Consider the following 26,128-nt stretch of genomic DNA (forward strand, 5'->3'; position numbering starts at 1 on the left):
CAGCCTGCCCGGTCGGTGACACTCGCGTCGGCCTGCACCGGCGCCGCAGCCGCGGGCGCCGCCGCGATCACCTCGTCCGCGCGCACGATCTGCGCACCGTGAACCTGCTCGAGCCAGGCGGCGCTCGACTGGCCTGCCAGCGCGAGCAAGCGCGCGCGATTCCCGGCGACATGGGCCGGGTCGTCGCCGGTATGCAGGCCGAGATTCATCCCGCCCGGCAGCGCGTCGCCGCCCTGCCAGCGCCCGTACGGGCCTTCGCTCACTCCGCCGTCACGTGTCGTGATCAGCGCGCGCACGCGCGGCGACACCTGCCAGTCGGGCTGTACGCAGTCCTGCCACGTCAACGGCGCCAGGTTCGTCATCGGCACTCATTCCTCCTCATCGTCCAGGTACGGCTCGTCATCGTGATACTCGCCGCCGAAATCGTCATCGTCGTAGACACCGTCATCGTCGTCGAATTCCTCGTCGCCCTGCCCGAAGCCGAGCGCCGCGACGAGTGCGTTCATGTCGTCCGGCAACGGGCAGCGCCATTGCACCGCCTTGCCCGTGACCGGATGCACGAGACCGAGCCGCCATGCATGCAGCGCCTGTCGCGCGAACCCGTCCGGCAGCGGCGTGACCGAGCGTTTGCCGCGCGCGCGCCCGTACACGGGGTCGCCGAGCAGCGGGTGCCCGGCGTGCGCGCAGTGCACGCGGATCTGGTGCGTGCGACCGGTCTCGAGATCACACTGGATCGCCGAAACCGGCTGACGTTGCCACAGACATGTGTCAACCGTGCGGAAATGCGTGCGCGCGGGCTTGCCCGATGCGCCCGTGACGACGGCCATACGCGTGCGTTCGCGCGGATCGCGGCCGATCGGCGCGTCGATCGTGCCTTCCTCGGGCATCGTGCCCCACACGAGCGCGAAATAGCGGCGCTTCACCGTGCGGGCCTGCAACTGGCGCACGAGGTCCGTCTGCGCGGCCAGCGTGCGCGCCACCACCATCAGGCCCGACGTCTCCTTGTCGAGCCGGTGGACGATCCCCGCGCGCGGCAGGCCGGCCGCCGCGTCACCATAGCGATGCAGCAGCCCGTTGAGGAGCGTGCCGCTCCAGTTGCCGGCGGCCGGGTGCACGACGAGGCCGGCCGGCTTGTTGATGACGACGAGCGCGTCGTCCTCGTAGATCACGTCGAGCGGCACGGGCTCCGGCGTGAAAGCGAGCTGCTCGGGGAGCAGGTCGGGCACGAGCTCGATCTTCGCGCCGAGCGGCACCGGCTGGCGGATCTTCGCCGGCGCGCCGTCGACGAGCACGCGCTGCGCCTCGATCCAGCTCTGCAGGCGGCTGCGCGAGAATTCGGGGAACAGTTGGGCGAGCGCCTTGTCGAGGCGTTCCCCCGCGAGCGACAGCGGCACTTCGACGACGCGCGGCGCTTCATCGACCGCCGCGGACGGCACGACGGGCGGCTGCATTGCGTCGCCGGTCAGATCGTCATCGAGGGAATCCCCCGAGGCAGCGTCGGCGGGCCGATCGCTTGGGCTATAATCTTCGCGATTTGGTGTGCCCGGCTGGGCATTCTGCGAACTTGAACGGGTCATTTAGACTGGGTCACCGAGACTTGAAGCTAGGACATGCGAGCATGATGAATTCGACCAAACGTACGGCCAGAACCGTCGCCGCCCGGGCTGCGGCGGTAGCGGCCGTGGCCCTCATCGCCGGCTGCCACGGCTTGCCGCAGAAGCAGGACGAGACGGCTACCTGGTCGAACAACAAATTATACTCAGAGGCCCAGGACGCACTGTCCGGCGGCGACTGGGGCAAGTGCGCGAAATATTTCGAATCGCTGCAAGGTCGCGATCCGTTCGGCCATTTCGCGCAACAGGCGCAGATCAACGTTGCATACTGCAACTGGAAGGATAACGAAGCGGCCGCCGCCGACCAGGCCGTCGATCGCTTCATCCAGCTCCACCCCGATCATCCGGATATCCCGTACGCGTATTACCTGAAGGGGATGATCCACTTCAACGACGATCTCGGCCTGTTCGGCCGCTTCTCCGGCCAGGACATGAGCGAGCGCGATCCGCAGGCACTGCGCGAATCGTACGATGCGTTCAAGGTCGTCGTCGACCGCTTCCCGAAGAGCAAGTACGCGCCCGACGCCGCCGCGCGGATGCGCTACATCGTCAACGCGCTCGCGTCGCACGAAGTGCACGCGGCCGACTACTACTACCGGCGCGGCGCCTACGTCGCGGCCATCAACCGCGCGCAGCTCGCGATCAAGGACTACAAGGGCGCCCCGGCGATCGAGGACGCACTGCACATCATGATCCTGTCGTACGGCAAGCTGAACCAGCCGGAACTGGCCGAAGACACGAAGCGCGTGCTCGCCGGCACGTTCCCCGACAGCCCGTACGTCACGGGCCACTCGCGCCCCGGCGCGAAGAAGTCGTGGTGGCAGTTCTGACGAAAGCACCGTGCAGCACGCGCTGCACGAACAAAAAACCCGGCCATCGAGCCGGGTTTTTTATTGGCGCCGCGCTCAGGCGGCGCCAGTGCGATCGATCGCGCGACGATCGTCGCGCGCGCCATCACGAGCGCTTTGCCGAACGGTGATCGTCGAAGAAATCCTCGACGACCGCGATCTCGCGGGTCCGCTTGAACGGCGGCAGGCTCTGCCAGATCCGGCGCCCGTAGGGTTTGTCGACGAGCCGCGTGTCGCAGATCATCAGCACGCCGCGATCCGTCTCCGCGCGAATCAGCCGGCCCGCGCCCTGCTTCAGCGTGATCACGGCCTGCGGCAACTGGTGCACGGCGAACGGGCTGAGCCCCTTCTTCGTCAGCGCGTCGAGCCGCGCGGCCAGCACCGGATCGTCCGGCGGCGCGAACGGCAGCTTGTCGATCACGACGAGCGACAGCGCGTCGCCGCGCACGTCGACGCCTTCCCAGAAACTCTGGCTGCCGACCAGGATCGCGTTGCCGTACGCACGGAAACGGTCGAGCAGTTCGGTGCGGCTCGCATCGCCCTGCACGAGCAGCGGCGTATTCCAGCCGCGCGATTCGATCACGTCGCGCAGCTTCGACGCGATCCGGTCGACCGCGCGCAGCGTCGTGCACAGCATGAATACGCCGCCACCGGACGCCTCGATCGCCGGCAGCGCGGCGTCGAAGACGGCATCGGTAAACGCCGGCGAAGACGGCTGCGGCAGGTTGCGCGGCACGTACAGCAGCCCTTGCGACTGGTAGTCGAACGGGCTTGCGAGCGTCATCGAGCGACGCGAGCTGAGACCCATCTGAGCCGCGTAGTGCGTGAAATCGCCGCGCACCGACAGCGTGGCCGACGTGAACACCCATGCGCGCGGTACACCCGCGCGCTGCTTGGCAAAGATCGGCGCGACCGACAGCGGCGTTTCGTGCAGCTGGACGGTATGCGCGAACACTTCGACCCAGCGCACCTTCTCGTTCGGATCGCCGTCGGATGCCGCCTTGTCGCCTGCCGCCGCAGCATCGGCCTTCGCAGCCGCTTCCGTCGCGCCGGGCGCAACCCAGCCGGCCAGCAGGTCCTGCAGCTCGCGGGCGCGCCGCAGGCACGCACCAAGCGATTCCGCCCGCTCGGCCTGGCTCGCCAGCGCCGACGCGAGCGCGTCGAGTGCCGTCTCGAGCGCGTCGAGCGCACCGAACATCGGGTGATCGTCACCAAGCTGCGCGAGCGACATCCGCACGATCTGATCGTTCGCGAATGCGAGGCGCAAGTCGCGCGCCGCGCGCTCGAGATCGCCGCCGAGCTTCACCCACTCGACCGCGTCGCGGGCATGGCTCAGGCCTTCCGCCACCGTATCGCGCGCGAGTTCGAGAATCTGCGTGGTCGACAGCGTCTCGCCGAAGAACAGCGTCGCCGTTTCCGGCAACTGGTGCGCTTCGTCGAAGATGACCGTGTTCGCGTTCGGCAGCAGCTCGGCCATCCCCGTATCGCGCAGCATGATGTCCGCGAAGAACAGGTGATGGTTGACGACGACGACGTCGGCCTGCTGCGCCTCGCGCCGCGCCTGCATCACGAAGCACTCCTTGTAATGCGGGCATTCCTGGCCGAGACAGTTGTCGCGCGTCGACGTGACCATCGACCACACGGGCGCCGTTTCCGGCACGCTCGCGAGCTCGGCCTTGTCGCCGCTCTTCGTGATCTTCGCGAAGCGGACGATTTCCTGCAGATAAGCCGTGTCCTGCCGCGACGGCAACCGGCCGTTGTCGGCCGTGCGTTGCAGGTAGTAGTGGCACAGGTAGTTCGAGCGACCCTTGAGCATCGCGACCGACACCGGCACCGCGAGCGCGTTGCGCACGGTCGGGATGTCGCGCGCGAACAACTGGTCCTGCAGGTGCTTCGTGCCGGTCGACACGATCACCTTGCCGCCCCACAGCATCGCGGGCACGAGGTACGCATAGGTCTTGCCGGTACCCGTGCCGGCCTCGACGATCAGCGTGTTGTCGCCTGCGTCGCTGTCGGGTTCGGCTGCAGCGGCGTCTGCGCCCGGCTCGGCCGATTTGTCGCCGTCGCCGAGGCGGCGCGCCGGCCGCTTGCGGGTTTCGAAGATCTCGGGCTCGGGCATTCGGCGCGCGGACGCTTCCATCGCGGACGCGACGGCGCGCGCCATCTCGATCTGCGACGTACGCGGCCGATAGCCGTCGAGCGCACGCGCCAGCAATCCGCCTTCGCCGAAGATCGTGTCGAGTTCGTCGACGCGCTTGCGGCTCAGTTCAAAGGTGCCTTCGGGCGCACGTGCGCGCCCGGCGGACGATACGTCGCGCCGGGCATCGGGGGTGGCTTCAAGCGGTGAATTCAAGGCAAGCGTTCCTGTGTCCAGCGCCCGGGCGGCGCCGGCGCTTGCCAGGCCGCGCTCAGGCGCGCTTATCCGGTTCCAGCTGCGATTGCAGCAAAATGATTTTGTCCTTGGCCGCCAGCTTTTCCTTCTTCAGGCGGTGCAGCGTGATGTCGTCGATGTCGGAGTGTCCTTCCTTCAGCTCGATCTCCCGAGCGAGCTGCTGGTGCTGCTCCTGCAATGCAGCCAAACGGTTGTGCAATTCCTGCTGCTGTTCCGTGGGACGGTTTTGCATACTTGCCTCCTCATCGAAGCAGCGCGCCGGCTGGCGTGCCAGCGCGCACGAGACTGATTCCGGATCAATCCAACACGTTACTGCCCCTGCTGTTGCTGCTGTTGCTTCTGCTGTGCCTTCTCGGCCGCTTCCTTCTGACGCTGCTCGATATCGGCCTTGTGCTGCGCCGCTTCCTTCTGCTTCTGCTCGTAGCGCGCGGCGTTGTCCGACCGCTCCTGCGCCTTCTGCGCGGCCTGCTGGTGCGCCTGGTCGAGCTTGCGCTGGAAGTCGGCCTGCTTCTGGTCGTATGCCTGCTTGCTCGCCGCGTGCTGCGGCCCTTCCGCGCCGCGCTGCGCCTGCTTCAGCGCATTTTGCTCCTGCTTGTCGCGGAACGCAGCCGCGTTTGCCGCGTCGTTCGCCGCGCGCTGCGGCGCTTCCGCCGCATCCTGCGCCTGCTTCAGCGCCTGCTGCTGGTCACGCTGCTGCGCGTGCACCGCACGCTGCTCGTCGTTGAGCGCGAGCTGCTCCTGGCGGATGCTCGCCCGCTCGTCGCGCATCTGTTCACGCGCCTTGCCGAGACAGTGATTGACGAAGAACTTGCTGTAGCAATCGTGCTCCGCCACCGCATAACGATAATCGTTTTCCGCGGAGCGTTGATTGAGCACTTTTTGACGGGCATCGAAATCCGGTGCGGCCGTGGCCGTCACGGGTGCGGCCGAGGCGGCGGCCGGCGCGGTTGCGCCCGAAGCTTGCGCGAACGCGCCGGAAGGCCCGGCAGACAAAGCCGCGGCAAGCGCTGCGCCGAGCGCGACGAGAGAAATTCGGGAAGTTGGCAACGTCGTAGGAAAGCTGCGGGACATGTGTCAAATTCTATCACCCCCGGCTGGACGCTCCGCCATTTATGGCAAAATGCCCCGCTTCACTCACCCGCGGCATCTGGCCCGTCGGGCCCGCCACGCAGCCCGTCGCTTCGGGCCTGCCGGCCCGCGCCGCGATTTCAGCAGGCAGATCATCCACGACATGACGGAAACCGTAGCACTCAAGATCGTACAGCGCATCGCCACCGAACTGTCCGTCCAGCCGCGCCAGGTCGCGGCGGCCGTGCAACTCCTCGACGAAGGCTCGACCGTTCCGTTCATTGCCCGGTACCGCAAGGAAGTGACCGGCAACCTGGACGACACGCAGTTGCGCCAGCTCGAGGAACGCCTCCTGTATCTGCGCGAGCTCGAGGATCGCCGCGCGGCGATCCTGTCGAGCATCGACGAACAGGGCAAGCTGACCGACGAGCTGCGCGCCGCGATCGACGCGGCCGACAGCAAGCAGGTGCTCGAAGACCTTTATCTGCCGTACAAGCCGAAGCGCCGCACGCGTGCACAGATCGCCCGCGAGGCCGGCCTCGAGCCGCTCGCGCAGGCGCTTCTCGCGAACCCGCTGCTCGACCCGCAGGCCGAGGCCGCCGCCTACGTCGACGCCGAAAAGGGCGTCGCCGACGTGAAGGCCGCGCTCGACGGCGCACGCGACATCCTGTCCGAACAGTTCGGCGAGACGGCCGAGCTGCTCGGCAAGCTGCGCGACTACCTGCACAACCAGGGCGTCGTGTCGTCGGCCGTCGTCGAGGGCAAGGAAAACGAGGAAGGCGAGAAATTCCGCGACTATTACGATTACGCGGAAACGATCAAGACCGTGCCGTCGCACCGCGCCCTCGCGCTGTTCCGCGGCCGCAATGCGGGCGTGCTGACGGTCAAGCTCGGTCTCGGCGAAGAGCTCGATGCGCAGGTGCCGCATCCCGGCGAAGCGATGATCGCGCGCCATTTCGGCATTGCGAACCAGAACCGCCCGGCCGACAAATGGCTGTCCGACGTATGCCGCTGGTGCTGGCGCGTGAAGGTGCAGCCGCATATCGAGAACGAGCTGCTCACGCAACTGCGCGAAACGGCCGAAACGGAAGCGATCCGCGTATTCGCACGCAACCTGAACGACCTGCTGCTGGCCGCGCCGGCCGGCCCGAAGGCCGTGATCGGTCTCGACCCCGGCCTGCGCACGGGCGTGAAGGTCGCGGTCGTCGACCGCACCGGCAAGGTGCTCGCGACCGACACGATCTACCCGCACGAGCCGCGCCGCGACTGGGACGGCTCGATCGCGAAACTCGCGCGCATCGCCGCGCAAACGCAGGCCGAGCTGATCAGTATCGGCAACGGCACCGCGTCGCGCGAAACCGACAAGCTCGCGAGCGAACTGATCGCGAAACACCCGGAACTGCGCCTGCAGAAGATCGTCGTGTCGGAAGCCGGCGCGTCGGTCTACTCGGCGTCCGAGCTCGCCGCGAAGGAATTCCCGGAGATGGACGTGTCGCTGCGTGGCGCTGTTTCGATCGCGCGCCGCCTGCAGGACCCGCTCGCCGAGCTGGTGAAAATCGAGCCGAAGGCGATCGGCGTCGGCCAGTACCAGCACGACGTGAACCAGCGCGAACTCGCCCGCTCGCTCGACGCGGTCGTCGAGGATTGCGTGAACGCGGTCGGCGTCGACGCAAACACGGCGTCGGCCCCGCTGCTCGCCCGCGTGTCGGGCCTGAACGCGACGCTCGCGCGCAACATCGTCGACTACCGCGATGCGAACGGCCCGTTCCCGTCGCGCGAGCACCTGCGCAAGGTGCCGCGCCTCGGCGACAAGACCTTCGAACAGGCGGCCGGCTTCCTGCGCATCAACGGCGGCGAGAATCCGCTCGACCGCTCGTCGGTGCACCCGGAAGCGTATCCGGTCGTCGAGCGGATGCTCGCGAAGATCAGCAAGCGCATCGACGACGTGCTCGGCAGCCGCGAAGCGCTGTCGGGCCTGTCCCCAGCGGAATTTGTTGACGAACGTTTCGGCCTGCCGACCGTGCGCGACATCCTGTCCGAACTGGAGAAGCCGGGCCGCGATCCGCGCCCCGAATTCAAGACCGCGACGTTCCGCGAAGGCGTCGAGAAGGTGTCGGATCTCGTGCCGGGCATGACGCTCGAAGGCGTCGTGACGAACGTCGCCGCGTTCGGCGCGTTCGTGGACATCGGCGTTCACCAGGACGGCCTCGTCCACGTATCCGCGATGTCGACGAAGTTCATCAAGGATCCGCACGAAGTCGTGAAGGCCGGCCAGGTCGTCAAGGTGAAGGTGATCGACGTCGATGTGAAGCGCCAGCGCATCGCGCTGACGATGCGCCTCGACGACGACGCGGCAGCACCCGGCATGCAGTCGCGCGGCGGCCAGGATCGCGGCAACGCGGGGCGCGGCGCCGCCCGCCCGCAGCGTTCGCGCGAGCCGGAACCGGCCGGCGCGATGGCCGCGGCGTTCGCGAAGCTGAAGCGCTGAGCACGCGAAACGCGTAACGCACGAAAAAGCCCGCCTTCCGGCGGGCTTTTTTGTTGAGTCGTCGTACTCGTTTCCAATCTCCGCGATGAAAACCGAATATGCGCGTTTTCATCATCATTCCCCCACGTTTAATCGGCGAATTGAACAATCCGCGTTGCGAGATACGTTTTCTTGACGCTTCACAATCGGTACATAAAATAAATCTGCGAACGGCAGTATTTCGATGCTTCCGCAATACGCAGCGATCTTTCCGCTCAGCGGCAAGGTTCTCCGCGGCCATCGCGCACGCCGTGCATTTCCGGCCTCCCGTCTTTCAGTCTCGCTGTTTGCAATCGATTCGCGACGCATTGCATCCGGTATTCGCCTGGCCGGCGAACCGGGACGGATTCGCGAAAAATGGATCGGGGAACCATGACAGAAGACCATCTGAAAACCGAACTGGCCGCATTGCGCATTCCCGTTTTCGATGTGCCGTGGGCCGGCGCCTGTTCACCGCACGTCGAGCGAATCGAATCGCGCATGCTCGAATGGGCCGACGCATACGGCATGTTCATCAGCGACGCCTACCGGGAACGCGTCGTGCGCACCCGATACGGCTGGCTCGCCGCGCGCTGTTACCCGAACGCCGATCCTTCCCTGCTGCAGGCGCTCGCCGATTATTTCGTGTGGTTCTTTCTCGTCGACGACCTGTTCGTCGATCGCGTGGAGCCGCTCGGCCCCGATACGTTGCGCAACCTGACCGCGATGATCGATGTGCTCGACTACGAATGCACCGGCCCCCAGCCCGTATATGGCGAGCGAGCGTGGCTCGATCTGTGTCAGCGCCTGCGCGCGCGCCTGTCGGCCGAACATTTCGCGCGCTTCGCACACGGGATGCGGCTGTGGGCCACCACGGCCGGGCTGCAGATTCTCGGCCACCTGAAGGCCGCGCCGGTTGCAATGCCGCAATACGAAACGATCCGGCGTCACACGAGCGGGATGAATCCGTGCCTCACGCTGGCGGACGCGGCCAATTCCGGTGCCGTCCCGCCCGATACGTTTCATCGGCCGGAGATCCAGACGCTGTGCCGGCACGCGAACCATATCGTCTGCTGGAGCAATGACATCCAGAGCGTCGGCATCGAAGCGCGCCAGCCCGGGCAGTTCCGGAACATGGTGCTGATCCACGCGTCGAGCGGCCATACGCTGCAGGCAAGCGTCGACTACACGGCCGAGCGTGTACGCAACGAGATCACCGATTTCGTACTGTGCGCCGATGCACTCTCGCGGCACGCCGACACGCGCGTGCGCGGTCTCGTCGACGGCTGCCGGTACTGGATACGCGGCTATCTGGATTGGGTTGCGCGGGATACGCAGCGCTATGCGGCTACGTTCGCGGCCGGCGATGCGGACGATCGCGGCCTGATTGCCTGGTCGGAGGATCCGGCGGCGCGCGGCTGAACGGCCCGCGCGCCGCACTCGGTCAGATCTCGATCTTCGTGCCGAGCTCGACCACGCGGTTCGCCGGGATCGAGAAGAAGTCGGTCGGCTTCGCGGCGTTCTGGTGCATCCACGCGAACACGCGCTCGCGCCAGATCGACATGCCGGGCAGATGCGTCGGCACGACCGTTTCGCGCGCGAGGAAGAACGACGTGTCCATCAGCTCGAACGTCATGTCGTGCATGCGGCCGAATTCCTCGAGCACGGCCTTCACGTCCGGCGTCTCGTTGAAGCCGTACTCGGCCCTGACGATGTACAGCCCGCCGCCCGCATCACGCGAAGTCTGGCGCTTGTCGTCGCGCACGTAAGGAATGTCGCGCGTGACGAACGTGAGGAAAATGGTCCGCTCGTGCAGCACCTTGTTGTGCTTCAGGTTGTGCAGCAGGCTGACGGGCACGAGCTTGTCGTTGCCGGTCAGGTAGATCGCGGTACCCGACACACGGTGCGGCGGATGCGCGAGCAGCCCCTGCAGGAACGGTTCGAGCGGGATACCGTCGGCCGCCGTGCGCTCCTTGACGATGTGACGCCCCTTGTACCAGGTCATCAGCAGGAAGAACAGCAGCGCGCCGATGCCGAGCGGCAGCCAGCCGCCCTGCGCGACCTTCAGCAGGTTCGCACCGAAGAAGCCGAGGTCGATCGCGAGGAACACCGCGATGATCGCGCCGACCAGCAGCCGGTTCCAGTTCCACACCTTTACCATCACGACCGCGGCGAGCACGGTCGTGATCACCATCGTCGCCGTCACCGCGATGCCGTATGCGGCCGCGAGGTTGTCGGAGCTCTTGAAGCCGATGACGATGCAGAGGATCACGAACAGCAGCAGCCAGTTCACGACCGGCACGTAGATCTGGCCGATCGCGAGTTCCGACGTATGCAGCACCTTCATGCGCGGCACGTAGCCGAGCTGGATCGCCTGCGACGTCAGCGAATACGCGCCCGAGATCACCGCCTGCGACGCGATCACGGTCGCGACCGTCGACAGCACGACGAGCGGCAGCAGCCCCCATTCGGGCGCCAGCAGGAAGAACGGGTTCTCGATCGCTTTCGGGTTCTGGATCAGCAGCGCGCCCTGGCCGAAGTAGTTCAGCACGAGCGACGGCATCACGAGCCCGTACGCGGCGTAGCGGATCGGCTTTGCACCGAAGTGGCCCATGTCCGCGTAGAGCGCTTCCGCACCGGTCAGCACCAGCACGACCGAGCCGAGCACGACGTAGGCCTGCAGCAGGTGATCGGCCATGAACGACGCCGCGTAATACGGGTTGATTGCCGCGATGATGCCCGGCACGCGCATGATGTGGTACACGCCGAGCGCCGCGATCACGACGAACCACACCACCATGATCGGGCCGAACAGCTTGCCGACCAGTGCGGTGCCGTGGCGCTGGATCCAGAACAGCGCGATCAGGATCACGATCGTGATCGGCAGCACGAGATGGGACAGGTGCGGCGTCGCGATTTCGAGACCTTCGACCGCCGACATCACCGAGATCGCCGGCGTGATCACCGCGTCGCCGTAGAACATGCAGGCGCCGAAGATGCCGAGCGCCATCAGTGCGCCCGTCACGCGGGATTTCGAGTTGAGCGGCCGCAGCGACAGCGCCATCAGCGCGAGCACGCCGCCCTCGCCGTTGTTGTCCGCCCGCATCACGAACAGCAGGTACTTGATGCCGACCACCAGGATGATCGCCCAGAACAGCAGCGAGATCACGCCGAGGATCGAGCCTTCGGTGAGCGGAATGCCGTGTGCGGGGCTGAACGCCTCCTTGAGCGAATACAGCGGGCTGGTGCCGATGTCGCCGAACACGACGCCGATGGCTGCTATCGCTAGCGCCCGCATCGAATGTTGTTGCGTCGAATGCGGCGCGTGTGCGGCGTCGGTCGCGTGGATCGTGTCGTTCATATGAAGCGTAATAATCGGGTCCGGGTCGGACAAAACGAGCGCTATTCTACTCGCGCCCCCGTGAAACGCCGCCCTGCTCTGTTGCCGTGGAACCACGTGATCCACGCGACGCATGCAATCCGGCGCGAGCTGTGGCAGGGCTGCCAATCATAGCCGGGGTAGCGCCGTCTGCCTACCTGATCCGCGGCGTGCACGGCGCCGGCGCGCATGCCGCCCCAATGAAAAACGGCGCCGCAAGCGGCGCCGTTCAAGGCTTTCCTTCGATCGGCCGGCCGCTTACGCGCCCGAACCGTCGCGCTGTGCGCGACCGCGCTTGATCCACGCCTCGAGGTTATGCGGGCGAACCGTGTCCCACTCCTCGAACGGCTGATGAATCCACGGATTCGTCGGCAGGAACTGCGTGTGATAGTCGGGCTTGACCTTCGAGCAACCCTTGTACCAGAGCACGGCCGAGCGCACGGCCGTCACCGACGGATAGCGCTCCTTCAGGTGCTCCTGCACGCGCGCAAGCGTGACGCCCGAATCGACGAGATCGTCGACCAGCAGCACGTTGCCCGCCAGGTTGCCGCGCGTCATCGTGATGTACTGCGCGATGTCGAGGTCGCCCTGCTCGGTGCCGGCCGCTTCCCGGTACGAACTCGTCGCGAGGATCGCGAGCGGCACGTCGTAGATGCGCGACAGTTGATCGCCGACGCGCAGGCCGCCACGCGCGAGGCACAGGATCTGGTCGAACTTCCAGCCCGATGCATGCACCTGGAGCGCGAGCAACTCGATGAGACGGTGATACTCGTCCCAGCCTACCCACAGGTTCTTGTCGTCGTTGCGCGGATCAGTCATCAAGTCTGCCGCCGTCATCGTGATTTGCTGCGTCATCTGGACATTACACCTTGAACGGATGGCGGAGCAGGATCGTTTCGTCGCGGTCCGGGCCCGTCGACACCATGTCGACCGGGACGCCAGCTACTTCCTGGACGCGGGTCAGGTAAGCCTGCGCGTTCGCCGGCAGTGCCTCCCACGTCTTGATGCCGACCGTGCTTTCCTTCCAGCCGGCAAACGTTTCGTATACGGGCTCGCAACGGGCCACGTCGGCGGCGCCGCGCGGCAGGATGTCCGCATCCTTGCCGTCGATCTTGTAGCCGACGCACAGCTTGACTTCGTCGAGGCCGTCGAGCACGTCGAGCTTCGTCATGCACAGGCCCGACACACCGTTGATCTGGATCGAGCGGCGCAGCGCAGCCGCGTCGAGCCAGCCCGTGCGGCGCGGACGGCCGGTGACCGAACCGAATTCCTTGCCGACGTTCGCAAGCGTGACGCCGACCTGGTCCTGACGCTGCGGATTGTCCGCATCGTACAGTTCGCTCGGGAATGGGCCCGAACCGACGCGCGTGCAATATGCCTTCGTGATGCCGAGGATGTAGTTGAGCTTTTGCGGACCCACGCCCGCGCCGGCCGACGCCGCGCCTGCGACGCAGTTGCTCGACGTGACGAACGGATAGGTGCCGTGATCGATGTCGAGCAGCGTGCCTTGCGCGCCTTCGAACAGCAGGTTCTGGCCCGCATTGTTCGCGTCGTACAGGCGGCGCGACACGTCGGCCACCATCGGCTTCAGGCGATCGGCATAACCGAGCATCGTGTCGAGCGTGGCCTGGAAATCGACGGCCGCGGCGCCCAGGTACTGGGTCAGCACGAAGTTGTGGAAATCGAGGTTTTCGCGCAGGCGGTCGGCGAAGGTCTTCGCGTCGAACAGGTCCTGCACGCGCAGCGCGCGGCGGCCGACCTTGTCTTCGTACGCGGGGCCGATGCCGCGGCCCGTCGTACCGATCTTGCCCGCACCCTTGCGCGCTTCGCGCGCCTGGTCGATCGCGATGTGGTACGGCAGGATCAGCGTCGTGGCTTCGGAAATGAACAGACGGTCGCGCACGTTCACGCCGGCTTCTTCCAGCTCGCCGATTTCCTTGAACAGTGCTTCGGGGGACAGGACGACGCCGTTGCCGATGTAGCAGGCGACGCCTTCACGCATGATGCCCGACGGAATGAGGCGCAAGATCGTTTTCTTGCCGCCGATGATGAGGGTGTGGCCGGCGTTGTGACCGCCCTGGAAACGCACGACGCCCTGAGCGTGGTCCGTCAGCCAGTCGACGATCTTGCCCTTGCCTTCATCACCCCATTGCGTTCCCACGACGACGACATTGCGCCCGGGAGTCACGTTCACTGCGCTGGCAGACATGTTGATTCGTTAGCTGGTTAAAAACGTATTCTACCTATGTTCGCGAGCGATTCCGAATTTTTCCGTTTCGCTTCAACGATATGCACGCCGAAGCACGTCCCGCGAACGCCTGTTTATCGGGGTTCGACCACCCATGCGCCGTTGCGCTCGACGAGCGAACGGTCGCAGGCAAACTCGTCGAGCACATGATCGTGGCCCGGCAGCGCCTGGATCACGACCTCGCCCGCATCGCGCAGCGCCGCCACGGCCGCGCTCAGCGCGTCGTCCTGCGCCCACGGCGCGAGAATCGCGGTGCCGCGCGCCTCGACCGGCGAAATCCGCGCGAGTTCGCGCAGGTCGAGCGAGAAGCCCGTGGCCGGACGAGCACGGCCATACGCCTGGCCGACGTGGTCATAGCGGCCGCCCCGCGCGATCGCGTTCGGCACGCCGTCGATGTAGGCGCTGAACATCGCACCGCTGTGATACGCGTAGCCGCGCAGGTCACCGAGATCGATCGCCACCTCGGCACCCTTCGCCTGCGCAGCGAGCTGCGCCAGATCGTCGAGCGCCCGCGTGATTTCGGGCAGCACCGGCAACCGCGCACGCGCCTCGGCGAGCACGCTCGCGTCGCCATAGAGGTGCGGCAGCGCGCGCAGCGCGGCGCGCGTGTCGGCACCGAGATCGTCGGTGAGTTCGTTCAGCAGCGGCACGTCCTTGCCCGACAGCGCGTCGTACAGCGACTCGCCACGCTCGGCGGCCTGCGCGTCGCGCGCCAGCAGCGCCGCGAGCACGCCCGCGTGGCCGAGGTCGAGACGGATGCGCGACAGGCCCGCGAGATGCAACGCGTCGAGCATCAGTTGCTGGATCTCGAGGTCGGCTTCCAGCCCCGCATGCCCGTAGATTTCGGCGCCGATCTGGATCTGCTCGCGCGTCGCGTGCAGGCCGCGCGGACGCGTATGCATCACGTGGCCCGCATAGCAGAGGCGCGTCACGCCCTGACGGTTCAGCAGGTGCGCGTCGATCCGCGCGACCTGCGGCGTGATGTCCGCACGCAGGCCGAGGGTACGGCCCGACAACTGGTCGACCAGCTTGAAGGTGCGCAGGCGCAGGTCGGCGCCGCCGCTCGTCAGCAGCGACTCGAGATACTCGAGCAGCGGCGGCATCACCATTTCGTAGCCATACGAACGGAAGCGGTCGAGCAGCCTGCGGCGCAGCTCCTCGATCTTGCGCGCTTCCGACGGCAATACGTCGGCGATATTCTCGGGAAGTAACCAGGTCGACATCGGTACGGTCCTACGACGGGAAACAGCGCGCGACACGCGCGCCGCGATGTGAATCGGAAATTCTGAATTCGGGCGGGACGAACGGCGGATTCACCGTCCGGATCAGGTCGCGAGCAGCAGCAGTATGAGCCCGAGCACCATCACGATCAGCCCGCCGATCCGGATATGATGCGGCGGCCGCTCAGCTATTCTACGAAACGTGTCGCGCCAGGCGACGGGAAACACGAAGGGGAACGCCCCCTCGATGATCAGCATCAGCGCTACTGCGAGCAACAACGAGCCAGCCAGGTCCATGCGAGCGACGGCGCCGCTCGACGCGGCGCCCCAAGGTCAGTGTTTGCGGGGAGCAGGCGCCGCCGGTGCGGCACCGCCCGTCGGGCTGCGCATGAAGCGGAAGAACTCGCTGTCGGGATCGACGACGATGATGTCGTTGCGCTTGAACGTGTTCCGGTAAGCCTGCAGGCTCGCGTAGAACTGGTAGAACTGCGGATCGCGGCCGAACGCGTCGGCGGCAATCGTCGCGGCCTTCGCGTCGCCCTCGCCCTTGAGCGTCTGCGCGGATTTGTACGCGTTCGCGAGCACGGCCTGCTGTTCGCGTTCGGCGTCCGCCTTGATCTGCTCGACGTCGGCCGCGCCTTGCGCACGCACCTGCGCCGCCTGATCGCGCAGCGCGCCGATCATCCGCTGATAGACCGCATCGGTCTGAGCGGCCGGCAAGTCGACGCGCGTCAGCTGGACGTCGACCACATCGACGCCGAAACCGGACGCCTTCGCCTTCACTTCGTCGCGCGCCGCATCGGCGATCGCACGCTGGCCGCCGAGCGCGTCGTCGAGCGAGCGCTTGCCGAACGCGTCGCCGAGTGCGCTCTTCAGCGCGCCGGCCAGACGGTCGCCGGCTGCCGACGGGTCGCCGCCCGTCGTCGCGAAATACTTCATCGGATCGCTGATCCGGTACTTCACCGCGTAGGCGACGAGCAGGTCGTGCTTGTCTTCCGTTGCCAGTTGCAGCGGATCCGACGACTCGAGCGATTGCAGGCGCGTGTCGATCAGCGTGGCCGTCTGCAGCGGCGGCGGCAATTTGAAATGGATGCCGGGGCCCGCCAGCTCGGGCTGCGCACCATCGCGTCCCGACAGCACGGCCGCATGGCGCGGATCGACGGTAAGGACTGTCGACGATGCCGCGAAGGCAACGATCACGATTGCGACGACGAGCGCAATGATTCGGTTCATGTTCTGCGCTCCCCGTTACTTCAGATCGTCTTCGCGCGACCGGCTGCGAAACGCTTCGCGCGATCGCAGCACGTCGTTGCCGGACGCCGCCGACGCCGCACTCGCGGGTGCTGCTGCAGCCGGCGCGACGGCCGCCGGTGCCGACGCCGCATCGGGCGCGGATGCACCATTGGACGCCACGGCGTTTTGTCGTCCCTGCTCGACGAGCTTGTCGAGCGGCAGATACACGACGCTGTTGCCGCCCTTGTTGCCGACGAACACCTTCGTCGAGTTCGAATAGATTTCCTGCATCGTCTCGAGATACATCCGCTCGCGGATCACCGCGGGCGCCTTCGAGTACTGCGCATAGACCTGCTTGAAACGGTCGGCATCGCCTTCGGCTTGCGTGACCACGCGATCGGCATACGCCTTCGCTTCGTCGACGAGCTTCGCCGCATCGCCCTGCGCCTTCGGCAGCAGGTCGTTTGCATACGCCTGCGCGGCGCGCTTCGCGGCCTCGCGCTCGTCGCGCGCCTTCGCGACTTCACCGTACGCGGCCTGCGTCTGCTCGGGCGCCGCAACGCTCTGCATCGTGACGGCCGTCACCTCGAGCCCCGACTGGTAGCGATCGAGATCCCGCTGAATCGCGGCGGAGAGCTGCTCGCGCAGCGCGTCGCGGTCCTGGTTCAGCACGTCGGCTGCGCTGCGCGTGCCGACGATCGCACGTACCGCGGCCTGGGCAGCCTGCGAGACGCTGCGCTCGGGATCGACACTGCGGAACAGGTAATCGGTCGCGGAACGGATCCGGTACTGGACGATGAAGCGCACGTCGACGATATCGGCGTCGCGCGTCAGCATCGCCGCTTCCTTCACGTTCGCGAGACGCACGACGTTGTTGCGGCCGATTTCGATCGAGCGCACCTGCGACGTATCGACGATCTCGTGCGACGCGAACGGATACGGCGCGCGCCAGTGCACGCCCTGGCCGACCGTGCCCGACAGCTTGCCGAGCTGCAGCACGACGCCCGTCTGCCCTTCCTGCACGACGAACAGCCCGCTGCCCGCGTAGACCGCGACCAGCACGCCGATCACGATGCCGACGCCGACTCGCGCGGCTCGCCCGTTGTCAGGACGGAAACCGTTGCCGCCCTTGCCGCCCAAAAGGCCATTGAGGCGACGGTTGAAGTTGCGCCACATCTCGTCGAGATCGGGCGGACCATCGCCGTCGCCGCCCTGCGGACGCTTCGATTCGTTCGGACGAGGACGGGATCCGTCCTTGCCATTGCTTTCGCCGCGTCCCCAGCGGGGATCGTTGATCGACAGCAAGGCGCGCATCCGCCGCCAGGTACTCCGCTCGTTGTATTCGTTCACCAGAGTTTGTTCACCAGATTAGACGCCGGCGAACCGGCCGGGACCGGTTAGCGCCCGTGTTCGGAAATCGTGTGGTCTTCGTGTGGTTCAGCGGGGGCGCCGTCGAGCGCGCCGTTGGGTAACGTCGCGCTGGAAAGGTGTTCCGCGGAGGCGATTTCGGCGATGGCGGCACGCAACGCGTCAAGACCCTGACCGGTGCGCGCGCTCAAAAAGACGCGCGAAATATTACCATACTCGTCCCGCTCGACCGCGTCGCCGCGGGCCGCCAGCTCAGGCACGGCGTCGATCTTGTTGAACACCAGCACCTGCCGGATCGTGTCCGCGCCGATCTCGTGCAGCACACCATTGACCTGCTCGATCTGTTCAAGCCTGACCGCGCTCGACGCATCGACCACATGCAGCAGCAGATCCGCGTGGATCGTTTCCTCGAGGGTCGCGCGGAATGCAGCGACCAGCTGGTGAGGCAACTCGCGGATGAACCCGACCGTATCCGACACGACGATCTGGCCGACCTCGTCGCCGAGGTAGACGCGCCGCGACGTCGTGTCGAGCGTGGCGAACAGCTGGTCGGCCGCGTAGGCCTGCGCTTTCGTCAGTGCATTGAACAGCGTCGACTTGCCCGCGTTCGTATAGCCGACGAGCGACACCGACATCGTGCCGCTGCGCGCGCGCTGACGACGTTGCGTGCTGTGTTGCCGACGCAGCCGGTCGAGCCGCGACTTCAGCATCTTGATGCGCTCGCCGATCAGCCGGCGGTCGGTTTCGAGCTGGGTTTCACCCGGGCCGCGCAGGCCGATACCACCCTTCTGCCGTTCAAGGTGGGTCCATGCGCGAATGAGCCGCGTCGACAGGTACTGAAGCTGCGCGAGTTCGACCTGCAGCTTGCCTTCGTGACTGCGGGCACGCTGCGCAAAGATGTCGAGGATGAGGCTGGTGCGATCGACCACGCGCCTGTTAAGTGCCTGCTCCAGATTACGTTGCTGGGCGGGCGCCAATGCGTGGTTGAAGATGACGATTTCGACGTTGTGCGCGTCGCACGCAAGCCGGAGTTCTTCGGCTTTGCCGCTGCCGATGAACATCTTGGCATCGGGACTGGAGCGACGACCCGTGAGGGTGACTGCGGGACGGGCCCCCGCGCTGGAGGCGAGAAGACTGAGTTCTTCGAGACTGGCTTCGAAATCGGTCTTGCCGAAATCGATGCCGACGAGCGCTGCGTTGATCAAATTATCGGGTGTCAAGATAAGGCGGCTGGCATCGGTCGCTCGCGGCGACCGGATGCCGGCCGCTGCGATAGGTTAGGACGAGACTTCCGCGTCCGGGTGGAAATTCACCGGGCGCGCCGGCACGACCGTCGAGATGGCGTGCTTGTACACCATCTGGGTCACCGTATTACGGAGCAACACGACGTACTGGTCGAACGATTCAATGTTCCCTTGAAGCTTGATGCCATTGACGAGGTAGATCGAAACGGGAACGTGCTCTTTGCGCAGTGCGTTCAAAAACGGGTCTTGTAACAATTGCCCTTTGTTGCTCATGGCGTACTCCATCTTTTTTTGCAGGTTGATCTGGATTGGCGGCGAAGAAAAAGAGATCCGGCGCCAATCGCTACACTATAGCCGATTTTGCTTGGCCCGCCCGGGGCGTAGGCCTTGCGGCCGACCCCTTGCGTGACGCGTGTAACAGACGTCTTCAGCTCTTGTCCGCGTACGGATTGTTCGACGAACGGAACTCTATTCGCAATGGAGTCCCTGTCAGTGAGAAAGTTTCGCGGAACCGGTTTTCCAGGTAGCGCTTGTACGTTTCCGTCACCGCGTCGAGCGCGTTACCGTGGATGACGATGAGCGGCGGATTCTGGCCGCCCTGGTGCGCGTAGCGCAGCTTCGGACGCACCGGGCCGCGACGACGCGGCTGCTGGAACTCGACGGCCTCGATCAGCGCGCGCGTGAGCTTCGGCGTCGGCAGCTTCGCCATTGCCGCCGCGTACGCGTCGTCGACCGAGCGCATCAGCGCGCCGATGCCGGTCTTCTTCGCGGCCGAAATGTAATGCGATTTCGCGAAGTCGAGGAATTTGAGCTTGCGGGTCAAATCCGCTTTCGCGCGATCGCGCGCATGCTCGTCGAGGCCGTCCCACTTGTTGACGCCGATCACGAGCGCGCGGCCCTGCTCGACGACGAAGCCGGCGATGTGTGCGTCCTGGTCGGAAATATCCTGCTGCGCATCCAGCAGAAGAATGACGACGTTCGCGTCGGAGATCGACTGCAGCGTCTTCACGACCGAGAACTTCTCGATCGCCTCGAACACCTTGCCGCGGCGGCGCAGGCCGGCCGTGTCGATCAACGTGTATTTCTTGCCGTTACGCTCGAAGTCGACGTAGATCGAATCGCGCGTCGTACCCGGCATGTCGAACGCGATCACGCGATCTTCGCCGATCAGCGCGTTCACGAGCGTCGACTTGCCGACGTTCGGACGGCCGACGATCGCGATCTTGATGCCGCGCGAAGGATCGTCCTCGTCCGCTTCCTCCGGCTGACCCGCGTACGCGACTTCCAGCGCCTCGTTGATCATGTCGGTCACGCCGTCGCCGTGCGCGGCCGAGATCGCACGCGGGTCGCCGAGCCCGAGCTCGTAGAAGTCCGTCGCGACCGCCGTGTACTTCATCCCCTCGGCCTTGTTGACGACCAGGAAGATCGGCCGGCCGGTCTTGCGCAGGTAGTCGGCGATCGACTTGTCCTGCGGCGCGAGCCCGTTACGGCCGTCGACGATGAACACGACGACGTCGGCTTCCTCGACGGCCTGCCGCGTCTGGCGTGCCATCTCGTGCAGGATGCCGTCCTTCGCGACGGGCTCGAAGCCGCCCGTATCGACGACCAGGTACGGCCGCTCGCCGACGCGCCCTTCGCCGTAATGGCGATCGCGCGTCAGGCCCGGCAAGTCGGCGACCAGCGCATCACGCGAGCGCGTGAGCCGGTTGAACAGCGTGGATTTCCCCACATTGGGGCGCCCAACGAGGGCAATGACCGGTTTCATCTGTGTTTTCTACGGTGAAGCGCAGCAGCGGGAGGCCCGCTGCTGCGGGCGGCTGCGCTGAATGAAAATATCACGAATTCGCGCCGCGCCGGATGCGCGCGCCTGGCGCGCGTTGCGCGCCATCGTCTTTCGTCTCGAACTGCCTTTCAAATACCGAGCGGCCGGGAGCACCGGCCGCCTTCAAGTCGCGCGGCCGCGGTGCGCGGGACAAGCCCGTCGCACCGCGGCCGCGCATGTTTCCTGCGCGTCAGCGCGGACGGAATCCGTACAGGCCGCCGTCCTTCGTCTGCACGACGAGCGTATTGCCCGCGAGGACCGGTGCCGCCGTAATCGCGCTGCCGTCGGTCTTCATCCGTGCGATGAAGCTGCCGTCTTCGCGCGACAGGAAGTGCACGAAGCCCTTGTAATCGCCCATCACGACCGCGTGCCCGAGCAGATACGGCACACCGACGTCACGGCTCTTCAGCTTGTCGTTGCGCCACAGCTGGTTGCCCGAAGCGGCGTCGTATGCAGTCACGACCGACCAGTCGTCGCCGCCGGCGACCACCGAATCGTCCTGCGCGAGGCCGCTGCGGCTCGAGAACGACTTTTCCCACAGCGGGCGGCCCGAGTTCGCGTCGAAGCAGCCGAGCTGACCCTGGAACGTCACCGCGCAGGCTTCCGCGCCCACGAGCGTCGGCGGGCCGCTGACGTCGTTGATACGCTCGACCTCAGTCACGCCCTTCGGGAACGACACCGGGGTCTGCCAGAACGGCTCGCCCGTCTGCAGGTTGATCGCGACCAGCCCGCCGCCGGGGAAGCCCGCCAGCACCGCCGCGTCACCCGCGAACGTCATGCCGGCCGACACGCGCAGGTTCAGCGGCACCGCGCGGTTGCGGTAGTTCCACTTCTGCTCGCCCGTCTGCGCGTTGAACGCGATCACCTGGCCGTCGATCGTGCGGACGACCACGAGGCCGTTGCCGACGAGCGGCGGCGAGAAGATCTCGCCCTGCACGCTGGTCTTCCACAGTTGCTTGCCGTCCGGGCCCAGCACGAACACGCCGCCCTTCAGCGCGCCGACCGCGGTCAGGTTGCCGTCGCTGCCGACACCGGCCGACAGGTCGGAGCCAACCTTCGCGCGCCAGAGCGGCTGGCCCGTCTTCGCGTCGATCTTCTCGACCGAACCGTTTTCGCCCGCCGCATAGACGGCGTCGCCCACGGCCACCGGCGAGAACAGGTAGCGCCCGCCCTTGCCGACGCCCGCCTTCCAGACCTGTTGCACGTCCATCACGGGCTTGAACTCGGTGAGCGGCGTCGGCACGCGGCGCGCATCCTTCGACGACGAGCAGGCCGCCAATGCGAGGACAGCCGCCGCGCAGGCAACGGGCACAGCGTAACGTTTCAGCAAATTCATCGGTTAGCGAAGCAGAGTTAAGAGGTTGAGGGGACCGGGGTTCAGCCGCCGAGCGCGTCCAGCTTGAACTGCACGAGCTGGCGCGCAGACTGGTCGTCCTTCGACAGGCCGTCGAGCGCGAGCTTGTAAGCCGCGCGCGCGTCGTCGGTCTTGCCTTGCGCGGCAAGCAGATCGCCGCGGCGATCGGCCACGAGGCCCTTGAATGCATCGACCGGCGTACCCGACAGCAGCGCGAGGCCCGCGTCGTACGCCTTCTCGTCGAGCAGCAGCGACGCGAGGCGCAGCTTCGCGATCTGCTTGTACTCGTCTTCCTTGGCGTGATCGACGGCCCATTGCAGCTGCGCCTTCGCACCTGCCGCGTCGCCGGCTGCGTACAGCGTCTTCGCAGCGGAGAGCGCCGTCATCTGTGCATACGGCGTACTACCGAACTTGTCTTCCATGTCGGCGGCCGCGCGAGCCATCGTCGCCTTGTCGTTCGCGGCGGCAGCCTTCTGGACCTGCTCGTACAGCCCGGACGCCTCGGCAGCCTGACGGCGCTGCCAGTAGTTCCAGCCGTTGAAACCGGCCGCGACGACGAGCGCCGCGAGCACGATCCACGTGGTGAGGTTGCCCCAGCGGGCCCACCACGCCTTGAGACTTTCAATCGATTCTTGTTCGTCGTGATAACTCATCGGCGAGCGATTCCTTCCTGTTCAGGCCATTCTTGTCGAGCGGATACCAGCGCGATCAGTCGTCGCCGTCTTCGGCGGATGCAACCATCGCATTGATTAGGAATTCGGTCAAGCCTTCGACCGGTACGGTCTGCTGAACGTTCTTTTCCCCATCTGCGCCCGCACCGCGCAGCGCTTTCACGCCCACCGTGCCGTTCGCAACCTCTTCTTCACCGAAGATCACCGCGAACGCGGCGCCGCTTGCGTCGGCCCGCTTCATTTGCGACTTGAAGCTCGCCGGCGCGCCGTCCGCGCTGCAGTGGAAGATGACGTCGAGGCCCGTGTCGCGCAGGCGCTCGGCCGCGATGAACGCCTGTTCGCGCGCGGTCTCGCCCTGGTGCACGACGTACACGTCGACACCTTCCTGTTCGGGCGCGAGATCGTCTTCCTTCAGCAGTTCGAGGATCCGCTCGATGCCCATCGCCCAGCCGCACGCGGCGGTCGGCTTGCCGCCGAGCTGCTCGATCAGCGGATCGTAGCGGCCGCCGGCAGCAACCGTGCCCTGCGCGCCGAGCTTGTCGGTCACCCACTCGAACACGGTCAGGTTGTAGTAGTCGAGACCACGTACGAGACGCGGGTTGATCTTGAACGGGATGTTGTTCGCGAGCAGCAGGCGTTGCAGCCCTTCGAAGTGCGCGCGCGACTCGTCGCCGAGGAAGTCGATCAGCTTCGGCGCGTTCTGCGCGATTTCCTGCAGCGCGGGGTTCTTCGTGTCGAGCACGCGCAGCGGGTTCGTATACAGGCGGCGCTTCGCATCCTCGTCGAGCACGTCGGCGAACTGCTCGAGGTACTTGATCAGTTCGACGCGATGCGCGGCACGCTCTTCGGCGAGGCCGAGCGAGTTGATCTCGAGCTTGATGCCGGTCAGGCCGAGGTCGTCCCACAGGCGCTGGCACATCATGATGATCTCGGCATCCGCATCAGGGCCCGCGAAGCCGAGCGCCTCGACGCCGACCTGGTGGAACTGGCGGTAGCGGCCGCGCTGCGGACGCTCGTGACGGAACATCGGGCCGATGTACCACAGGCGCTTCGGACCGTCGTACAGCATGTTGTGCTCGATCGACGCACGCACGACGGCCGCGGTATTTTCCGGGCGCATCGTCAGGTTCTCGCCGTTCAGCGCGTCGGTGAAGCTGTACATCTCTTTTTCGACGATGTCGGTGACCTCACCGATGCCGCGCGTGAAGAGCTGCGTGTGCTCGACGATCGGCGTGCGGATGTTCTGGTAACCGTATGCGCGCAGCAGCGATTTCACCGTAGCTTCGAAGAACTCCCAAAGGCCGGCATCCTGCGGGAGGATGTCGTTCATGCCCTTGACGCCGGTGAGCTTCTCGATCTTGCGTTTTTGTTCAGTCATCGTGTGTGTGGACGAATTAGTTCGTGGCCTCAGCGCGGCCGTAATTGCGTGCGACGTAGTCGCTGACGATCTGCTGGAATTCCTCGGCGATCCGCTCGCCGCGCAGCGTCTTGACCTTCTCGCCGTCGATGAAGACGGGCGCGGCCGGGTTTTCGCCCGAACCCGGCAGGCTGATGCCGATGTTTGCGTGCTTCGATTCGCCCGGGCCGTTGACGATGCAGCCCATCACCGCGACGTTCATCTTCTCGACGCCCGGATACTCCTTGCGCCAGGCCGGCATCTGTTCGCGCAGGTAGGTCTGGATCTGCATCGCGAGCTCCTGGAACAGCGTGCTCGTCGTACGGCCGCAACCCGGGCACGCGATCACCATCGGTGCGAACGAGCGCAGGCCCATCGTCTGGAGGATTTCCTGGCCGACGATCACCTCGCCCGTGCGCGACGCGCCCGGTTCCGGCGTCAGCGAGATGCGGATCGTGTCGCCGATCCCTTCCTGCAGCAGCACGCCGAGTGCCGCCGTCGACGCGACGATGCCCTTCGATCCCATGCCGGCCTCGGTCAGCCCGAGGTGCAGCGCGAAGCCGCAGCGGCGGGCGAGCTCGCGGTACACGGCGATCAGGTCCTGCACGCCGCTGACCTTGCACGACAGAATGATGCGGTCGCGGCCGAGGCCCAGTTCGACCGCACGCTCGGCCGAGCCGATCGCCGACTGGATCAGCGCCTCGTACATCACGCTCTGCGCATCCCAGGGCTGCGAACGCGCACCGTTCTCGTCCATCATGCGCGCGAGCAGGTCCTGGTCGAGACTGCCCCAGTTCACGCCGATCCGTACCGGCTTGTCGTACTTGGCCGCGGCCTCGATCATCTGCGCGAACTGCGTATCGCGCTTCGCGCCCTGGCCGACGTTGCCCGGGTTGATCCGGTACTTCGACAGCGACTCCGCGCAACCCGGGTAGTCACGCAGCAGCAGGTGGCCGTTGTAGTGGAAATCGCCGACGAGCGGCACGGTCACGCCCATGCGGTCGAGTTGCTCGCGGACCGCCGGCACGGCGGCCGCTGCCTCGGGCGTGTTGACCGTGATACGCACCAGTTCGGAGCCCGCATTCGCGAGTTCCTTGATCTGGATGGCCGTGCCGATCGCGTCGGCCGTGTCGGTATTCGTCATCGACTGCACGCGCACCGGCGCGTCGCCGCCGATCGTCACGAGCTGCCCGCCCCAGCGGACATCCACCGCATGCGATACACGGCGCGGCTGATGCCCGCCGAACACCGGCTCGGTTGAACAAATCTGACTGCTGCGTGGGGATTGAGCTTCGGATTGCATCGATAGATCCATTTACGCGGAATGCGCCGCGACGCGGCGCATGAATTGAAAAAGCGCCGTGCCCTCACGGCCTGCCGATATCGACGACAGGCCTTCGCCACGGCGCTTGACGTCAGGGCAACGTGAACCGCGCCACATTACCCCGCGCTGCCGAATATTTTGCCGGATCGACAGGTTTTCCGTCGAACGCGATCGCGTCGAGGCCTGCCTTGTTGCCGATCGTGACCTTGAACGGACCGTCGCCGGCGACCTGCTTCGCCTCGCCGCCGTGCACCAGCCCGGAGAACAACTCCTTGCCGCTCTTGTCGCGCACGCTGAACCAGCTGTCCTGCTTGACCTTCAGTTCCACCATCGACTGGCCGGCCGCGACCACGACGCTCGCCGGCTGAGCCGGCGCAGCGGCGCTTGCCGCCGTCGTTGCCACGACGGGCTGCGATGCAGCCGCCACCACCGGCGCCACAGG

General features: G+C 66.1%; 23 protein-coding genes. 3 read left to right on the forward strand and 20 right to left on the reverse strand.

Translation table 11 applies throughout. The features are described from left to right. On the reverse strand, positions 1–362 hold a 362-nt coding region (locus G3O06_RS35635; RefSeq protein ID WP_205818999.1), incomplete at its 3' end, for a laccase domain-containing protein. A gap of 6 nt (positions 363–368) precedes the next feature. Then, positions 369–1,577: an RluA family pseudouridine synthase gene (locus G3O06_RS35640; protein ID WP_205819000.1), complete on the reverse strand. Its 1,209-nt coding sequence runs from the start codon at positions 1,575–1,577 to the stop codon at positions 369–371. Positions 1,578–1,618: 41 nt separating this feature from the next. Here G3O06_RS35640 and G3O06_RS35645 point away from each other — a divergent pair, with 41 nt between their 5' ends. Further along, on the forward strand, positions 1,619–2,443 hold the full coding sequence (locus tag G3O06_RS35645; RefSeq protein ID WP_027784570.1) for an outer membrane protein assembly factor BamD: 825 nt from the start codon (positions 1,619–1,621) through the stop codon (positions 2,441–2,443). A gap of 124 nt (positions 2,444–2,567) precedes the next feature. Here the strand turns inward: G3O06_RS35645 and G3O06_RS35650 are convergent, their stop codons facing one another. The 3 genes from G3O06_RS35650 to G3O06_RS35660 all read right to left on the reverse strand — a co-directional run bounded on the left by G3O06_RS35650 (position 2,568) and on the right by G3O06_RS35660 (position 5,924). Then, positions 2,568–4,814: an ATP-dependent DNA helicase gene (locus G3O06_RS35650; protein ID WP_205819001.1), complete on the reverse strand. Its 2,247-nt coding sequence runs from the start codon at positions 4,812–4,814 to the stop codon at positions 2,568–2,570. 55 nt (positions 4,815–4,869) lie between these two features. After that, entirely contained in the window at positions 4,870–5,085 is a 216-nt protein-coding gene (locus G3O06_RS35655) for a YdcH family protein (RefSeq protein WP_006755091.1), read from the reverse strand. A 77-nt stretch (positions 5,086–5,162) separates the two neighbouring features. Continuing rightward, positions 5,163–5,924, reverse strand: coding sequence for a hypothetical protein (locus G3O06_RS35660; protein WP_205819002.1), 762 nt, complete (start codon positions 5,922–5,924; stop codon positions 5,163–5,165). Between the two features lie 160 nt (positions 5,925–6,084). Here G3O06_RS35660 and G3O06_RS35665 point away from each other — a divergent pair, with 160 nt between their 5' ends. Then, complete coding sequence (locus G3O06_RS35665; protein ID WP_174967501.1) at positions 6,085–8,409, forward strand: Tex family protein; 2,325 nt, start codon at positions 6,085–6,087, stop codon at positions 8,407–8,409. Positions 8,410–8,820: 411 nt separating this feature from the next. After that, on the forward strand, positions 8,821–9,849 hold the full coding sequence (locus tag G3O06_RS35670; RefSeq protein WP_174914849.1) for a sesquiterpene cyclase: 1,029 nt from the start codon (positions 8,821–8,823) through the stop codon (positions 9,847–9,849). A 22-nt stretch (positions 9,850–9,871) separates the two neighbouring features. Here the strand turns inward: G3O06_RS35670 and G3O06_RS35675 are convergent, their stop codons facing one another. The 15 genes from G3O06_RS35675 to G3O06_RS35745 all read right to left on the reverse strand — a co-directional run. Next, positions 9,872–11,788, reverse strand: a complete 1,917-nt coding sequence (locus tag G3O06_RS35675; RefSeq protein ID WP_205819003.1) for a potassium transporter Kup — start codon at positions 11,786–11,788, stop codon at positions 9,872–9,874. 276 nt (positions 11,789–12,064) lie between these two features. Continuing rightward, positions 12,065–12,661: a phosphoribosyltransferase gene (locus G3O06_RS35680; RefSeq protein WP_011352251.1), complete on the reverse strand. Its 597-nt coding sequence runs from the start codon at positions 12,659–12,661 to the stop codon at positions 12,065–12,067. Between the two features lie 7 nt (positions 12,662–12,668). Continuing rightward, entirely contained in the window at positions 12,669–14,015 is a 1,347-nt protein-coding gene (locus G3O06_RS35685; RefSeq protein ID WP_174914845.1) for an adenylosuccinate synthase, read from the reverse strand. Positions 14,016–14,128: 113 nt separating this feature from the next. Further along, a complete protein-coding gene (locus G3O06_RS35690; protein ID WP_089440226.1) occupies positions 14,129–15,277 on the reverse strand; it encodes an ATP phosphoribosyltransferase regulatory subunit in 1,149 nt (382 codons plus the stop codon). Positions 15,278–15,379: 102 nt separating this feature from the next. Then, on the reverse strand, positions 15,380–15,571 hold the full coding sequence (locus tag G3O06_RS35695) for a DUF2065 domain-containing protein (RefSeq protein WP_011352254.1): 192 nt from the start codon (positions 15,569–15,571) through the stop codon (positions 15,380–15,382). Between the two features lie 36 nt (positions 15,572–15,607). Next, on the reverse strand, positions 15,608–16,507 hold the full coding sequence (locus G3O06_RS35700) for a protease modulator HflC (protein ID WP_205819004.1): 900 nt from the start codon (positions 16,505–16,507) through the stop codon (positions 15,608–15,610). Between the two features lie 15 nt (positions 16,508–16,522). Further along, a complete protein-coding gene (gene hflK / locus G3O06_RS35705) occupies positions 16,523–17,857 on the reverse strand; it encodes an FtsH protease activity modulator HflK (protein ID WP_205819005.1) in 1,335 nt (444 codons plus the stop codon). A gap of 47 nt (positions 17,858–17,904) precedes the next feature. Next, positions 17,905–19,080, reverse strand: coding sequence for a GTPase HflX (hflX, locus tag G3O06_RS35710; protein ID WP_174946413.1), 1,176 nt, complete (start codon positions 19,078–19,080; stop codon positions 17,905–17,907). A gap of 72 nt (positions 19,081–19,152) precedes the next feature. Next, entirely contained in the window at positions 19,153–19,404 is a 252-nt protein-coding gene (hfq, locus tag G3O06_RS35715) for an RNA chaperone Hfq (protein WP_080599371.1), read from the reverse strand. A 142-nt stretch (positions 19,405–19,546) separates the two neighbouring features. Continuing rightward, positions 19,547–20,884 (reverse strand): ribosome biogenesis GTPase Der, encoded by a 1,338-nt coding sequence (der, locus tag G3O06_RS35720; RefSeq protein WP_011352258.1) that lies wholly within the window; start codon positions 20,882–20,884, stop codon positions 19,547–19,549. A 247-nt stretch (positions 20,885–21,131) separates the two neighbouring features. Continuing rightward, positions 21,132–22,277, reverse strand: a complete 1,146-nt coding sequence (bamB, locus tag G3O06_RS35725; RefSeq protein ID WP_205819006.1) for an outer membrane protein assembly factor BamB — start codon at positions 22,275–22,277, stop codon at positions 21,132–21,134. Between the two features lie 41 nt (positions 22,278–22,318). Beyond that, on the reverse strand, positions 22,319–22,948 hold the full coding sequence (locus tag G3O06_RS35730) for a tetratricopeptide repeat protein (RefSeq protein WP_205819007.1): 630 nt from the start codon (positions 22,946–22,948) through the stop codon (positions 22,319–22,321). 55 nt (positions 22,949–23,003) lie between these two features. Continuing rightward, entirely contained in the window at positions 23,004–24,344 is a 1,341-nt protein-coding gene (gene hisS, locus G3O06_RS35735; protein ID WP_174914835.1) for a histidine--tRNA ligase, read from the reverse strand. Positions 24,345–24,360: 16 nt separating this feature from the next. Further along, positions 24,361–25,665: a flavodoxin-dependent (E)-4-hydroxy-3-methylbut-2-enyl-diphosphate synthase gene (ispG, locus tag G3O06_RS35740; RefSeq protein WP_122946696.1), complete on the reverse strand. Its 1,305-nt coding sequence runs from the start codon at positions 25,663–25,665 to the stop codon at positions 24,361–24,363. Positions 25,666–25,777: 112 nt separating this feature from the next. After that, on the reverse strand, positions 25,778–26,128 hold a 351-nt coding region (locus G3O06_RS35745; RefSeq protein ID WP_241020411.1), incomplete at its 5' end, for a DUF4115 domain-containing protein.

Source organism: Burkholderia sp. Ac-20345, assembly GCF_017104825.1.
GTDB lineage: Bacteria > Pseudomonadota > Gammaproteobacteria > Burkholderiales > Burkholderiaceae > Burkholderia > Burkholderia lata_B.